At 57.7% G+C, this 13,699-nt stretch carries 12 protein-coding genes; 6 read left to right on the top strand and 6 right to left on the bottom strand.

The features are described 5' to 3' along the window. Positions 1–115 precede the first annotated feature (115 nt). The 4 genes from pgl to ACIQT8_RS13780 all read right to left on the bottom strand — a co-directional run bounded on the left by pgl (position 116) and on the right by ACIQT8_RS13780 (position 5,174). A complete protein-coding gene (gene pgl, locus ACIQT8_RS13795; RefSeq protein ID WP_262524518.1) occupies positions 116–814 on the bottom strand; it encodes a 6-phosphogluconolactonase in 699 nt (232 codons plus the stop codon). 12 nt (positions 815–826) lie between these two features. Then, positions 827–2,302, bottom strand: coding sequence for a glucose-6-phosphate dehydrogenase (gene zwf, locus ACIQT8_RS13790; RefSeq protein ID WP_138794605.1), 1,476 nt, complete (start codon positions 2,300–2,302; stop codon positions 827–829). Positions 2,303–2,440: 138 nt separating this feature from the next. Beyond that, positions 2,441–3,727 carry an NAD(P)/FAD-dependent oxidoreductase gene (locus tag ACIQT8_RS13785; RefSeq protein ID WP_400966103.1) on the bottom strand — a complete coding sequence of 429 codons (1,287 nt, stop codon included), beginning with the start codon at positions 3,725–3,727 and terminating at the stop codon, positions 2,441–2,443. Between the two features lie 10 nt (positions 3,728–3,737). Next, on the bottom strand, positions 3,738–5,174 hold the full coding sequence (locus tag ACIQT8_RS13780; protein WP_138794607.1) for a glutamine synthetase family protein: 1,437 nt from the start codon (positions 5,172–5,174) through the stop codon (positions 3,738–3,740). Positions 5,175–5,301: 127 nt separating this feature from the next. Here ACIQT8_RS13780 and ACIQT8_RS13775 point away from each other — a divergent pair, with 127 nt between their 5' ends. The 3 genes from ACIQT8_RS13775 (at position 5,302) to ACIQT8_RS13765 (ending at position 7,923) form a co-directional block, all read left to right on the top strand. Continuing rightward, positions 5,302–6,483, top strand: coding sequence for an NAD(P)/FAD-dependent oxidoreductase (locus tag ACIQT8_RS13775; RefSeq protein WP_400966100.1), 1,182 nt, complete (start codon positions 5,302–5,304; stop codon positions 6,481–6,483). A gap of 177 nt (positions 6,484–6,660) precedes the next feature. Beyond that, positions 6,661–6,795 (top strand): hypothetical protein, encoded by a 135-nt coding sequence (locus tag ACIQT8_RS13770; RefSeq protein ID WP_400966097.1) that lies wholly within the window; start codon positions 6,661–6,663, stop codon positions 6,793–6,795. 255 nt (positions 6,796–7,050) lie between these two features. Beyond that, a complete protein-coding gene (locus ACIQT8_RS13765; protein WP_400966095.1) occupies positions 7,051–7,923 on the top strand; it encodes a LysR family transcriptional regulator in 873 nt (290 codons plus the stop codon). Positions 7,924–7,937: 14 nt separating this feature from the next. Here the strand turns inward: ACIQT8_RS13765 and ACIQT8_RS13760 are convergent, their stop codons facing one another. Both ACIQT8_RS13760 and aceA read right to left on the bottom strand, forming a co-directional pair. Then, a complete protein-coding gene (locus ACIQT8_RS13760; RefSeq protein ID WP_138794610.1) occupies positions 7,938–8,183 on the bottom strand; it encodes a hypothetical protein in 246 nt (81 codons plus the stop codon). A gap of 29 nt (positions 8,184–8,212) precedes the next feature. Further along, positions 8,213–9,502 (bottom strand): isocitrate lyase, encoded by a 1,290-nt coding sequence (aceA, locus tag ACIQT8_RS13755; protein WP_138794611.1) that lies wholly within the window; start codon positions 9,500–9,502, stop codon positions 8,213–8,215. A gap of 235 nt (positions 9,503–9,737) precedes the next feature. On the opposite strand from aceA, the gene ACIQT8_RS13750 reads away from it, so the two are divergent. The 3 genes from ACIQT8_RS13750 (at position 9,738) to ACIQT8_RS13740 (ending at position 13,691) form a co-directional block, all read left to right on the top strand. Next, positions 9,738–11,156: a short-chain fatty acyl-CoA regulator family protein gene (locus ACIQT8_RS13750; protein WP_400966092.1), complete on the top strand. Its 1,419-nt coding sequence runs from the start codon at positions 9,738–9,740 to the stop codon at positions 11,154–11,156. A gap of 152 nt (positions 11,157–11,308) precedes the next feature. Next, positions 11,309–12,406 carry a polyamine ABC transporter substrate-binding protein gene (locus tag ACIQT8_RS13745; protein ID WP_138794613.1) on the top strand — a complete coding sequence of 366 codons (1,098 nt, stop codon included), beginning with the start codon at positions 11,309–11,311 and terminating at the stop codon, positions 12,404–12,406. A 127-nt stretch (positions 12,407–12,533) separates the two neighbouring features. Further along, a complete protein-coding gene (locus ACIQT8_RS13740; protein ID WP_400966088.1) occupies positions 12,534–13,691 on the top strand; it encodes an ABC transporter ATP-binding protein in 1,158 nt (385 codons plus the stop codon). Positions 13,692–13,699: the final 8 nt, after the last annotated feature.

Genomic DNA, 13,699 nt, shown 5'->3' with positions numbered 1-13,699 from the left:
CCTGTTCGTTGGTCGGCAACCGGCCCCTCCTTGGGAGGTGAAAGGCCGGTCGTCATGTTTCTCTCTTACGTCGCTTTGGGCGCCCGGGCGGGCTGCGATGAACGCAGCCTCAGGCTTAGGGTGCCCAGTAAATGTCGACGGGCGTGTCTGCGCGGTTCAACACGGCGCGGATTGGCATCTCGTCTTCGTCTTCGCCCGACTGTGCTTTTTCAAGCGTCGCCTTCTTGGCCGCACCTTCGATGTGCAGCACCAGAAAACGGGCATCGGCAAGGCTGGAGAAATTGAACGTCAGCCGTTCTTCTCCGGCATTTTCAGCCGCCATCGTCAGCACGCCACGCGGTTCGTCGAGGTCGAGCGCTTCCTCGAGATTGTCGCCGCCCGGGAAAAACGAGGCGGTGTGGCCATCCGTTCCCATGCCGAGAATGACAACGTCGAAGGGATCGCAGATCGCTTCGGTCTTTACCGTCGCCAGCGTTGCTGCATCTTCAGGCGATGCGGCAGGCTGGAACAGCGGAACGAAGTAAGCCGCTTTCGCTTCGTTCTGAAGCAGGTTGTCCGCGACAAGCTTGTGGTTCGAACGATCATTGTCGGCAGAAACGAAACGTTCGTCGACAAGGGTGACGCTGATATTGGGCCAATCAAGCGCATGGCGGGAAAGCGCCTGGAAGAACAGCTTGGGCGTCGAGCCCCCGGAAACGGCAATGCTCGCCGTTCCCCGTTCTTCCGTCGCGCTTGCCAGACGGCTGGCAACATCAGCTGCCAGCGATGATGCCAGATCGGCGGTGTTATCGAAGACATGCATGGTTTCAGTCATGTCAATCCACCCTCAGTCGGCATCGTGCCAGGTGCGACCATCGCGCTCGATCAGCGCAATCGAACCGCTCGGACCCCACGTGCCTGCAGTGTAACCCTGCACGCCCTGACCGGTTTCTTCCCAGCTCTTGAGGATCGGGTCCACCCAGTCCCATGCAGCTTCCACTTCGTCGCGGCGCATGAACAGCGTCTGGTTGGAGCGGATCGTGTCCATCAGCAGGCGCTCGTAAGCATCCGGGCTACGCACATTGAAAGCCTCGGCAAAGCTCATGTCCAGCGAAACCTGTCGCAGGCGCATGCCGCCTGGACCTGGGTCCTTGATGAGCAGGGACTGCTTCACACCTTCGTCCGGCTGCAGGCGGATGACGAGCTTGTTGGCTTCGATCTTTCCGGCTGCGTCGTCAAAGATCGAGTGCGGGATCTGCTTGAACGTGACAACAATCTCGGACACGCGCGTTGCAAGACGTTTTCCAGTGCGGATGTAGAAGGGAACGCCAGCCCAGCGCCAATTGGCGATCTCAGCCTTGATGGCGACAAAGGTTTCGGTGTTGGAAACGCCGCCTTCGAGTTCTTCCAGATAGCCACGGACGGGACCGCCGGCAGAAGCGCCAGCGCGGTACTGGCCGCGAACCGTCTGCTTTTCGACATTGCTTGCATCGATCGGTTTCAGCGAGCGAAGCACCTTGAGCTTTTCGTCACGAACAGCTTCCGCATCCATGGATGCCGGCGGCTCCATCGCGACAAGGCAAAGCAATTGCAGAATGTGGTTCTGCACCATGTCGCGCAGCGCACCCGCCTTGTCGTAATAACCGGCACGGCCTTCCAGGCCCACGGCTTCCGCCACGGTGATCTGCACATGGTCGATATGCGCGGAATTCCAAAGCGGCTCGTAGAGCGCGTTGGCGAAACGCAACGCCATCAGGTTCTGAACGGTTTCCTTGCCGAGATAGTGGTCGATACGGAAGATCTGCTCTTCCTTGAAAACGTGGCCGATGGTGTCGTTCAGTTCCTGCGCAGACGCAAGATCGCGACCAATCGGCTTTTCAACCACGATGCGGGTGGATTTGGTGATCAGCTTGTGTTCGCGAATCTTGTCGGCGATATCACCGAAGATGCCGGGTGCAACGGCGAGGTAAAAGGCGCGAACGCGTTCCTTGCCTTCGTCCAGCAGCTTTTTCAGCGTGTCCCAGCCATTATCGCCCTTGGCGTCGACCGGTACATAGAAAATCCGCTCGATAAAACGGGCGACCTGTTCGTCGTCGTACTCTCCGGCCTTCAGGTGCTCCTTCAGCGCATCCTGCGCGAATTTGCGATATTCCTCATGGCTCATTACTGAGCGGGACGCACCAATAATGCGGGTCGGCTCGGTAAACTGACCTTCGATCTGGCGATGATAAAGGGCAGGAAGCAGCTTGCGCTCTGCCAAATCGCCTGTGCCGCCGAACACGACACAATCAAAGGGGTCAACGGGAATGATCTGACTGCTCATCTCGATTCTCTCGATCTTTAGGGTTGGGGGCATCAATAATCTAATCGATTTAAAAATGCCAGTCTCAGTGAAGCGAATTCTGAATTTTGATTTTTAGCCGGTGCCGCGCACGGCGCCCGGCATTCTGCAAAGTTGTTCCTAAAACCTGTCTCGAAGTGCAAACCACGACAGCGCAAGGAATAATAAGGGTGCTCTGAGCGAAGCCCCACCCGGGAACGGAGGCACTTTCAGCCGTGCGAACGGGGCAAGCAGATCCTGGCGTCCCAGAACCATGTCGGCATAGAGTTTGCCGCAATAGTTTGCGAGCATGACACCGTGCCCCGAGTAACCGCCAATCGACATCACGCCAGGCATGACTTCGCGCACGAAAGGTTGCCTTGGCATGGTGATGCCGACGGAGCCGCCCCAGGAGTGGGTAATCTCGACATCTTTCAACGCCGGATAGATTTCTGCGATCTGCTTGCGGATATGCACTGAAATATCGCGTGGTGTATCGGCCGTGTAAGCTTCGCGTCCGCCAAACAGCAGCCTATTGTCATTAGTCTTGCGGAAATAACGCACTACGAAACGGGAATCCGCAACTGCTTCCCGGCCGGGAATGACATGCGGATGATCGTCGAGGGGGGCTGTCGCGCCGATGAAGGAACGGATCGGCATGATGTGTGCGGCGGTAACCGGCTCCAGGTTGCCGATATAGGCATTGGTGGCGATCAGAACGCGCTTTGCTGTCAACGTCCCGAAAGGCGTCTCGATAATGGTCTTGCCGCCCGATTGCCGAATGGATTTGGCCGGCGTCATTTCGAAAATATCGGCACCCGCTGATCTGGCTGCCTTGGCAAGTCCGACCAGTAGCTTCAAAGGGTGAATATGCCCGGTGCCGGTGTCGCGTGTGCCGCCGAAATAATGACTGGAACCGACTCGTTCGCGCGCTTCCGCCTGCTCCATGAAAGAGATGTGCGGATAGTCGTAGCGTTCATTCATCGCCGCGACACTTTTGCGATAGTCGTCTTCGTACGCCGCCTTGTGCGCCAGATTGAGTTGGCCCGGCAGATAATCGATGTCTATGCCATGATCGCGGGCGAAATCGAGAACGTAATGTTTGGCGCCTTCGGCAATATCGAAAAGAAGCTTCGACTGTTCGAAGCCGACGATATCTTCAAGCTCATCCGGCCAGGATCGTTGGCCGCTGCCGAACTGCCCGCCGTTACGTCCCGACGCGCCGTCACCAAAGCGGCTTGCTTCGATCAGAACGACAGGGACGCCGTTGGCCGCGAGATTGCGGGCAGCTTGAAGGCCGGTATAGCCGCCACCGATAATGGCGACCTCCGTATCCCTGGAGCCGTCCATGGACGGATATTCCGGTCGCTCACCGACAGTCGCCTGATACCAGGAGATGCCCGGTGCGATCGGGCTTTGCCATGCCATGTGAAAGTCCTCACACGTTGAGAAGCAGGAATTCCCGCTCCCACGGGCTGATGACCTGCATGAAGGTTTCGAATTCCCCCCGTTTCAGTCCGGCATATAGTCCGACGAATTCATGACCGAACACCCGGTCGAACTGCGGTTCGGCCTCGAGAAGCGCCACGGCTTCGAGAAGGCCGCGCGGCAGGTCGATGGAACCTTCATTCGCCGTTTCATAGGTCGGCTCGGTCGGCTCGATATTGTTCATGATGCCAAGCCAGCCGCACCCGAGCGATGCCGCAAGCGCAAGGTAGGGATTGGCATCGGAGCTGGGCAGACGGTTTTCCACACGCCGTGCCTGCGGTCCGGAGATCGGTACGCGGAAAGCCGTCGTGCGGTTGTCGTAACCCCAGGCATTGTTGACCGGGCAGGCCATGTCAGGCGTCAGACGTCGGTAAGAGTTCACGTAAGGCGCCAGCATCACCAGCGCGTTCGGTACGTAACGCTGCATGCCGCCAACGAACGAGAAGAACTCCTTGGAGGCGCTGCCATCCTTGTTGGAGAAGATATTCCGGCCGCTGTCGATCTCGATGACCGACTGATGGATATGCATCGCCGAACCTGGCTGGCCCTGCATCGGCTTTGCCATGAAGGTAGCGTAGATACCGTGCTTCAGGGCAGCTTCACGGATCGTGCGCTTGAACAGGAACACCTGGTCGGCCAGTTCGATCGGATCGCCGTGACGCAGGTTGATTTCAAGCTGGGCCGGTCCCTCCTCGTGGATCAGCGTATCGATCTCAAGTCCCTGCTTTTCGGAGAAGTGATAGATATCGTCGATCAGTTCGTCGAATTCGTTGATACCGGCGATCGAATAGCTTTGACCGCCAACAATCGAGCGACCCGAGCGGCCTTTTGGCGGATGCAGCGGATAATCCGGGTCATCGTTCATGGCGACGAGGTAGAACTCGATTTCCGGGGCAACAACCGGCTTCCAGCCTTTCTCCTTGTAAAGAGAGAGAACGTTTTTCAGAACGTTGCGGGGTGTGTAGGGAACGGATGCGCCTTCGGCATCGACCACATCGCAGATCACCTGCGCCGTCGGATCGCTTTCCCACGGGACAACGGACAGCGTTGACAGATCGGGCACCAGCTTCAGGTCGCTGTCGCGCGGCTCATAACGGAAATTCGCCGTTTCGTCGGGATACTCACCGGAAATCGTATGGCGGTAAAGTGCCGAGGGCAGCGCAAGCGACGTGTCGCCGGTAAATTTCGCCGTCGGCATCATTTTGCCGCGCGGGACGCCGGCAAGGTCCGGCGTGATGCATTCGATATCCTCGATGCCGCGGGCCCTCAACCATTGGGAGGCTTCGCGCCAGGAAGAAACACCACGGGGGGAGGAAAGGTCGAGAGGGGGTGTCTTTGCCATGGTTGCCGGCTTTTTGGGGCGGAGCATGGTTTTCTTGGGGGGCATGTATCACCGGGTCTCAGTTTCGACTGGCGGCATCATAACCAGAGTTTGGCAATTGGCGAGGGGGAAAGCGCCATTGACAAGAGCGCGCGGTTCGAAAAGAGGAAGGAGATGGAAGCGGGGATGATCGATGGCCGAGAAATGTGATGTGCTGATTTTGGGTGCTGGTGCTGCCGGTATGATGTGCGCCATCCGTGCCGGACAGCGCGGTCGCTCGGTGATCGTTCTCGATCACGCCAAGGCGCCGGGCGAGAAAATCCGCATCTCTGGCGGCGGGCGCTGCAACTTCACCAATATTCACGCCGGCCCTAAAAATTATCTGTCGGCTAACCCGCATTTTGCCAAGTCGGCGCTCGCGCGCTACACGCCGAGGGATTTTATCGCTCTCGTCGAAAAACACGGCATCGCCTGGCATGAAAAGACGCTTGGCCAGTTGTTTTGTGATGATAGCGCCAAGGACATCATTCGCATGCTGCTTGCTGAAATGCAGGCGGTGGGTGCAAAGCTTCGGTTGCAGACCGACATATCGGCTGTCGCGCACGACGGACATCGTTTTCGCGTAACAACATCGGCAGGCACGATCGAGACCGAAAGTCTTGTGGTCGCGACGGGTGGGAAATCGATCCCGAAAATGGGTGCGACCGGCTTTGCCTATCAGATCGCAGAACAGTTTGGTTTGCCGCTCATCGAACCTCGGCCTGGCCTTGTACCGCTAACGCTTGATCCGGCCCAGTTGGAAAAGCTTGCGCCTCTCTCCGGCGTTGCCGTTCCCGCCGAAGTATTTCATGGAAAGACCTCGTTCGTAGAGGCGTTGCTGTTTACCCATCGCGGCATCAGCGGGCCGTCGATCCTGCAAATATCGTCCTACTGGCGCGAGGGCGATACGATCCGGCTGAAGCTGGAGCCTGAAGTCGATATGTTGTCGCACCTGAAGGACGCGAAAAATGCGAACGGACGCCAGTCCGCGCAAACCGCTCTTTCCGAGGTATTGCCTAAACGGCTCGCCCAGCATGTGGTCGACAAGGCCGCGATGACAGGCAATCTCGCCGATATGTCCGACAAGGCGCTGGCCAAGCTGGTGGCGGAGGCGCAGGAATGGCACATCAAGCCTGCCGGCTCCGAGGGCTATCGAACCGCCGAGGTGACGCTTGGCGGCGTCGACACGACACATCTCGATTCCCGCACGATGGCAGCCAAATCCATACCTGGCCTGTTTTTCATCGGCGAGTGCGTGGACGTGACCGGCTGGCTTGGTGGCTACAATTTCCAGTGGGCTTGGGCGTGCGGCCATGCGGCGGGCGAGGCTGCCTGAAGTCAGCCACGTTAACCCGAAATTGGCTCCCTTTAACATTGTGTTAACAGGCATGGAGTCATGCTGGCCGAATGCCAGCGAAGTCGGCCCATGGTTGCCGTCTTGCACATGATGTCATGCTGGAAGCCTTCGGAAGAAGGCATGGATCGGTTGAGTATTTCGTCAGGAAAACCGCGTATGAACAGATCCGCAAACCGCCGTCCCCGCGCTATTGCCCTTGCTCGAGTTGCCAGTGAGACCGCGCAGATAACTCTGCGTCTGACCATGATTACAACCGGTGCTCTGGCTGCTCTCGCCGCGCTTCTTTTCTAGGTTGCGGCCCTTTGACCTTATCGTTTTGGCAATTGCCTTAAAAAACCGCCAGAGCCGCGACGCTTCCGCCATGTCGGCATAGAATTTTTCTTCCTGTCTGATGGCTTCCCGCCGCGTGCGCGGTTGCTGGTTTTCGATGATCGCCAGAGCTGAATAAAACGCGTGCATATCTCAATCCTCCTTGAGTTCGGAGGGCCATGATGCACGCCGTTTTTTGTTTTATCTGCGCAAGATATTGCGCTATGTTTTTCACTGATGAAAAACATCACTTGGGATTCCTACCAGCTTTTTCTTGACGTGTCACGCAGCGGCGGCCTGACGGGTGCTGCGTCGCTGACGGGTCTCAGCCCCGCGACCGTCGGTCGGCGTATGGTTGAACTGGAAGAGCGTATCGGCAAGACACTCTTTCAAAGAAGCCAGACGGGATACACGTTGACGGTGGAGGGCAGGGCATTGTTCGACCGCCTTCAGGCGATGGAGAACGCCGCCAAAGAGGTGGAGGGCTGGCAGAAGTCTTCAGCCGGGTCATCGCTCGTGCGCATCGCTCTCGGAACATGGAACGCCTGGCTTTTGACGGCGAACTTCGCTGCGATCTGTACAGAGCGGGACGATTTTCGCATTGATCTTTTTATCGCCGAGCAGAGGGCCGCGCTGGCGCATCGTGAACACGATATCGGCATCCGCGCGTTCGCGCCGGAGGAACGCAATCTCGCGGCGATCAGGACGGGAGACGTCGCTTATGCGCCTTATCGGCTGCGCAATGCCGCGACCTCGGTCGTCGACCGCTGGCTGGCGGTGTCCAGGGAGCAGGCCATCTCGGCTTACCTGCAATGGCCCCATGCCAACCGGTCTGATCGTCTGGTCGTGACCGTGAACCGACCGACCGCATTGTTGGATCTCGCGTTGTCCGGCGCCGGGGTTGCTATACTCCCCTGTTTCGTTGGGGATACGGATGCGCGGTTGATGCGCGAAGGTGGGGAGATCGAGGAACTGCGGCATTCGCAGTGGATCGTCATGAACAATGACGATCGCCACCGTCGCGATATACGGACGGTGGCGGACCGTATGACCCGTCTGATCAAGGGGCATTCGGATTTGTTTGCCGGGCGCAACAGTCGCCCGGCTTGAGGTTGTGGGCTTTCTCAGGCCGCAGCGCTACCCTGCGCAACGATGACAGGGATCAGCAGATCGCCCCAGTTTCCTCCGCCGCCATGGTGGCGCGCCGAGCGAACCAGCTCGACGGAGACGCCGGCTTCGACCGCTTTCATGACCGACTGGTTGAGCCGGTGCAGGTCGTTTGCCAGCATGCGGATCGCTGCCTGCTGGTCCTGGTTCATGGCAGAGGATTGTTCGTCTGCCCGTTCTCTAACTCTCGAAATCGAAGCCATTTTTTCCTCCGTTAAGCTGGCTTTTTCATTCATTCCGCAGCCGGGCGGAACTGGTCATGCTCGGTCGATTCTTTCATGGCGGTGGTCGAAGACGTGCCGCCGGAGATCGCAAGCGATACGGCATCGAAGTAACCGGTGCCGACCTCGCGCTGATGTTTCGTCGCGGTGTAGCCGTTGGCTTCTGCCGCAAATTCCGCTTCCTGAAGCTCGGAATAGGCCGACATCTGTCGATCCTTGTAGCCGCGCGCCAGCTCGAACATGCCGTAGTTCAACTGGTGGAAGCCGGCAAGGGTGATGAACTGGAACTTGTAACCCATCGCCCCCAGTTCACGCTGGAACTTGGCAATCGTCGCGTCGTCGAGGTTCTTTTTCCAGTTGAACGACGGCGAGCAGTTGTAGGCGAGCTTCTTGCCCGGATGGACCTTGTGCACGCCTTCTGCGAATTTGCGCGCCTGCTCCAGATCCGGTTTCGATGTCTCGCACCAGATCAGATCGCAATAGGGCGCATAGGCGACCGCACGTGCAATGCAGGGCTCAAGGCCGTTCTTCACCTGGTAAAAGCCCTCGACCGTGCGGCCGGCGTCATAGTCCACGAACGGGCGGTCGCGCTCGTCGATATCTGACGTCAAAAGCTTGGCAGCTTCCGCATCCGTGCGCGCGATAACCAGGGTCGGCACGCCCATGACATCTGCAGCAAGACGTGCGGCCGTCAGGTTGCGGATATGCGCCGCCGTCGGGATCAGAACCTTGCCACCCAGATGGCCGCATTTCTTCTCGGATGCGAGCTGGTCCTCGTAGTGAACACCGGCGGCACCCGCTTCAATGAAAGCCTTCATGATCTCGAACGCATTGAGCGGTCCACCGAAACCGGCTTCGGCATCTGCAACGATCGGGGCAAACCAGGTGTCGACCGACAATCCCTTGCCTTCTGCCGTCTCGATCTGATCGGCACGCTGCAAGGTGCGATTGATGCGCTTGGCAAGCTCCGGTGCGGCATTGGCCGGGTAAAGCGACTGGTCGGGGTACATGGCCGACGCGGTGTTGGCGTCCGCGGCAACCTGCCATCCGGAGAGATAGATCGCCTTCAACCCGGCACGAACCATCTGCATGGCCTGATTGCCGGAAAGAGCGCCGAGAGCGTTGACGAAATTTTCCTCATTGATGAGTTGCCACAGGCGGTTCGCACCCATTTCCGCCAGCGAGTGCCTGATGTTGACGGACCCACGAAGTCGCTCCACATCCGCTGTCGTGTAGCTGCGTTCAATGCCGTCATAACGACCCTGTGGTGCGCCTGGAACAAGTTTGTAAAAATCCGTCATACTTCTCTCTCCCTGTGAATGCCTGTTTGGAAAGGCGCCTTTTCCACTCCGTTTGAAGCGCTTTTCTGTGTGACTACATTTACATTTTCGGGATTGGTGACGCCAGAATAAACATAAAAACAGTGACTTGAAAGAGGTTATCCTGTAGTATGTATGACAGGGTGGAACTGTAAATTTGTAAATATTGTAAAAGTCTGGGCTCTCTAAAATTGTAACAGGTTTGTAAAGGTGGGGCGTGTCGGAGAACAAGATTTTCGCGGGACCGCGTGTGCGTCGCGTTCGCAATGGGCTGGGCCTGACCCAGACGGCCATGGCCGAGGCTCTGGCGATCTCGCCTTCCTATCTCAACCTCATCGAGCGTAACCAGCGGCCTTTGACGGTTCAGCTTCTGCTGAAACTCGCCTCAGTCTACAGGGTCGACCTGGATGATCTTCAGGGTGAAAGCGCGGGATCTGCCGGGCAATTGCGAGAGGTCTTCGCTGACCCGCTTCTGGCGGGGGAGGTGCCGTCGCCGCAAGAACTGGTGGAGGTGGCCGACGCTGCGCCGAATGCCGCAAGCGGCGTTATCAAGTTGTACCGGGCTTACAGGGAGCAGGCCAAACGTCTCTCCGACCTCTCGGAGCTGCTGGCACGCGAAGGGCATGAGACTGCGCTTTCGGCAACCCGTTTGCCGATCGATGAGGTCCGGCATGTTTTTGAAAACAGGCCATACTATTTTCATGTGATCGATGTGGCAGCGGAGGCTTTACACAAGGAGCTTGCGGCCGGTGACGACCTAGCAACAGGCTTGCGGAGCTGGCTGCAGAAAAACCACGGCATCGTCGCTCGAACCCTCCCGGTTCATGCGATGCCCAATCTGCGTCGACGCTATGATCGCCATTCTATGCGGCTGTTCATTTCAGAACGGCTTTCTCAAGCCGATCAGCTTCGTGAAATGGCAATGGAGGTCTGTCTGCTGGCGCTACGCGAAGCTATCGATGGCGAACTGGAAGGGCTTGGCCTGCCAGGGGAAGAGGCGCGTCGTATCGCCCGCTTCGAGCTGGCACGCTATGCTGCCCACGCCTTGATGATGCCTTACGGCGCGTTTCTGGCTGCGGTGCAGAGAGCGAAATACGATCTTGATGTCTTGCGTTCCCGTTTCAACGTGTCCTTTGAACAGGCGGCAAACCGCCTTGTTACGTTGCAACGATCATCGGCTGGCGCCATCCCGTTCTTCCTGATAGAAATCGACAATGCCGGTAACCGCTTCCGTATGGCGGGAGCGCAAGGTTTCCCTCGTGCCCGCTTCGGCGGGCTCTGTCCGAGGCTCAACATTCATGCCGCTTTTGCACAACCAGGTCAGGTCCTCGTGGAAACGGCGCAGATGCCGGATGGTGATTCCTTTTTGACCGTTGCGCGGACGCTGGAAGGGCCGCAGGCGGGCTTTGGCGAACGCATCAGGCGCACGGCACTTCTGCTGGGGTGTGATGCGGGACTGGCGGGCGAAACGGTATATGGCGCGGCGGTTGGGGCTGGGACCGTGGCCATCCCAATCGGGCCTTCCTGTCGTCTGTGCGAAAGGCAGGGCTGTCTTTCGCGCGCCGAAGCGCCTCTGACACGGCCCCTCGGGCTGGATGAGATGGTGACGGGGCTAAGCGTCTTCGACTTCCAGTAGTTTTTTACGCTGATTTTTTTAGGGTCGAACACATTCAGTTGAAAATGCTGTGGTGCACATTTCCCGCTTGCTACCGTCAGTTTTCCTTTCTAGTCTCTCCTCAAAAAAGGGGATAACGCTCCCGCAACGAGGATGCGTAAACAGGAGATATCATGAATTACCGTTCGCTCCGCATGACCTTGGCCATGACCTCCGCGCTTGTTGCAGCGGGCTCTGCTATGGCTCAGGAGAAGGTCGTCCACGTTTATAACTGGTCCGATTACATCGACGAATCGATTCTGACCGATTTCACCAAGGAAACCGGCATCAAGGTCGTTTACGACGTTTTCGACAGCAACGAATTGGTTGAAACCAAGCTGCTGGCCGGAAGCTCCGGTTACGATGTCGTGGTTCCCACAGCGCCGTTCCTGGCCCGTCAGATCACTGCTGGCGTTTTCCAGAAGCTTGATAAGTCGAAGCTGCCGAACCTGAAGAACATGTGGCCGGAAGTGTCTGAGCGTCTGGCGAAGTATGACCCCGGCAACGAGTATGCCGTCAACTACATGTGGGGCACGACCGGCATCGGCTACAACGTTGCCAAGGTCAAGGCTGCTCTTGGCGATGTGCCGGTCGATAGCTGGGATATCCTCTTCAAACCGGAAAACGCAGAGAAGCTCAAATCCTGCGGCATCAACATTCTCGACGCTTCGGATGAAACCTTTGCGATCGCCATGAACTATCTTGGCAAGAACCCGGACAGCAAGGAAACGGCTGATCTGGAAGCCGGTGGCGAGGTCTATATGAAGATCCGCCCCAACGTGAAGACCTTCAATTCCTCCGCCTACATCGATGAACTGGCGAACGGCGATAGCTGCATCACCATCGGCTGGTCGGGCGATATCCTGCAGGCCAAGAGCCGCGCTGAGGAAGCCAAGAACGGCGTGGAAGTGAACTACGTCATTCCGAAGGAAGGGACCTACATGTGGTTCGACAACCTGGCGATCCCGGCGGATGCAAAGAATGTCGATGAAGCACATGCCTTCATCAACTACCTGATGAAGCCGGAAGTCATCGCCAAGGCTTCCAACTATGTGCAGTATGCCAACGGCAACCTTGCCTCTCAGCCACTGATGGATGAATCGGTGTCCAAGAACCCGTCAGTCTATCCTGACGAGGCGACGATGAAGAAGCTCTTCACCATCTCGCCTTACGGACCGAAGGAACAGCGCGTTCTCAACCGCGTCTGGACACAAATAAAAACCGGTAGCTGATCTATCCGCTCGCTGGTTGAGGAATGGCCGGCGGGCGCATTCCTCGACAAATGCCTCAGCCAGCGGACGATTGATCCGCTGGCAGTTTGCCCGCCTTTTTCAGACAAAGAATTTAAGGGTAGGGCGAATGGCGAAAACTTTGGGACCGGTGAAACGGAAATTCAGTCCTTGGAACAGTCCCGATGCGGTTCCATTTATCCGTTTTGAAAATGTCACCAAGCGCTTCGGCGACTTTGTCGCCGTCAACGATCTGACCCTCGATATTTATGAACGCGAGTTCTTTTCGCTTCTTGGCCCTTCCGGCTGCGGAAAGACGACGCTGATGCGCATGCTGGCCGGTTTCGAGGACCCGACGGCGGGCCGTATCTTGTTGCAGGGCAAGGATATTTCCGGCGTGCCGCCCTATAAGCGCCCAACCAACATGATGTTCCAGTCCTATGCCCTGTTTCCGCATATGAGCGTTGAAAAGAACATCGCATTCGGTCTGGAGCAGGATGGACTGCCCAAATCGGATATTGCCAACCGCGTCGCGGAAATGCTGCGCCTCGTCAAACTGACCGAGTTTGCCAAACGCAAGCCCAGCCAGCTTTCTGGCGGCCAGCGGCAGCGTGTGGCACTGGCGCGTTCGCTCGCCAAGCAGCCTAAGGTTTTGCTTCTGGATGAACCGCTTGGCGCGCTCGACAAGAAGTTGCGCGAAGAAACGCAATTCGAGTTGATGGACTTGCAGCAAACGCTTGGCCTGACCTTCCTGATCGTCACGCACGATCAGGAAGAGGCGATGACCGTGTCCGACCGGATCGCGGTCATGGACAAGGGAATTGTCGTTCAGGTTGCGACACCTGCGGAAATCTATGAGGCGCCAAACAGCCGCTACGTCGCGGACTTCATCGGTGACATCAATATTTTCGACGCGACCGTCGCCTCCAATGATTCCGCCGCTGGAAAACCCGGGGCCGTTACGCTGGATTGCGACGGGCTAAAGGTTACCGTCGAACAGGAATGCTCGGCCGTTCCCGGCAACAAGGTTGCCTTCGCCATTCGTCCAGAAAAGGTCCGTATTTCGCTCGACCAGCCTGCGGACACCTCAGTGAACGCCGCCTATGGCGAAGTCTGGGATATCGGCTATCTCGGCGACTTCTCGATCTTCATTGTCAAACTGGCAGACGGGCGTGTCATTCGTGCGGCCCAGGCCAACGTCTCGCGTCTCGTCGATCGCCCGATCACCTTCGGCGACATGGTCTGGTTGAAATGGACGCCGGATTCCGGTCTGGTTCTGACGCGTTGAGGAGGGGC

This window comes from Agrobacterium sp. NPDC090273 (assembly GCF_044772305.1).
Lineage (GTDB): Bacteria > Pseudomonadota > Alphaproteobacteria > Rhizobiales > Rhizobiaceae > Agrobacterium.
This window is presented reverse-complemented; position numbering and strand designations above follow the sequence as displayed.

Coding starts and splice junctions, on each gene's coding strand:
- pgl (WP_262524518.1), bottom strand. CDS start 814: ATGACTGAAACCATGCATGTCTTCGATAACACCGCCGATCTGGCATCA.
- zwf (WP_138794605.1), bottom strand. CDS start 2,302: ATGAGCAGTCAGATCATTCCCGTTGACCCCTTTGATTGTGTCGTGTTC.
- ACIQT8_RS13785 (WP_400966103.1), bottom strand. CDS start 3,727: ATGGCATGGCAAAGCCCGATCGCACCGGGCATCTCCTGGTATCAGGCG.
- ACIQT8_RS13780 (WP_138794607.1), bottom strand. CDS start 5,174: ATGCCCCCCAAGAAAACCATGCTCCGCCCCAAAAAGCCGGCAACCATG.
- ACIQT8_RS13775 (WP_400966100.1), top strand. CDS start 5,302: ATGGCCGAGAAATGTGATGTGCTGATTTTGGGTGCTGGTGCTGCCGGT.
- ACIQT8_RS13770 (WP_400966097.1), top strand. CDS start 6,661: ATGAACAGATCCGCAAACCGCCGTCCCCGCGCTATTGCCCTTGCTCGA.
- ACIQT8_RS13765 (WP_400966095.1), top strand. CDS start 7,051: ATGAAAAACATCACTTGGGATTCCTACCAGCTTTTTCTTGACGTGTCA.
- ACIQT8_RS13760 (WP_138794610.1), bottom strand. CDS start 8,183: ATGGCTTCGATTTCGAGAGTTAGAGAACGGGCAGACGAACAATCCTCT.
- aceA (WP_138794611.1), bottom strand. CDS start 9,502: ATGACGGATTTTTACAAACTTGTTCCAGGCGCACCACAGGGTCGTTAT.
- ACIQT8_RS13745 (WP_138794613.1), top strand. CDS start 11,309: ATGAATTACCGTTCGCTCCGCATGACCTTGGCCATGACCTCCGCGCTT.
- ACIQT8_RS13740 (WP_400966088.1), top strand. CDS start 12,534: ATGGCGAAAACTTTGGGACCGGTGAAACGGAAATTCAGTCCTTGGAAC.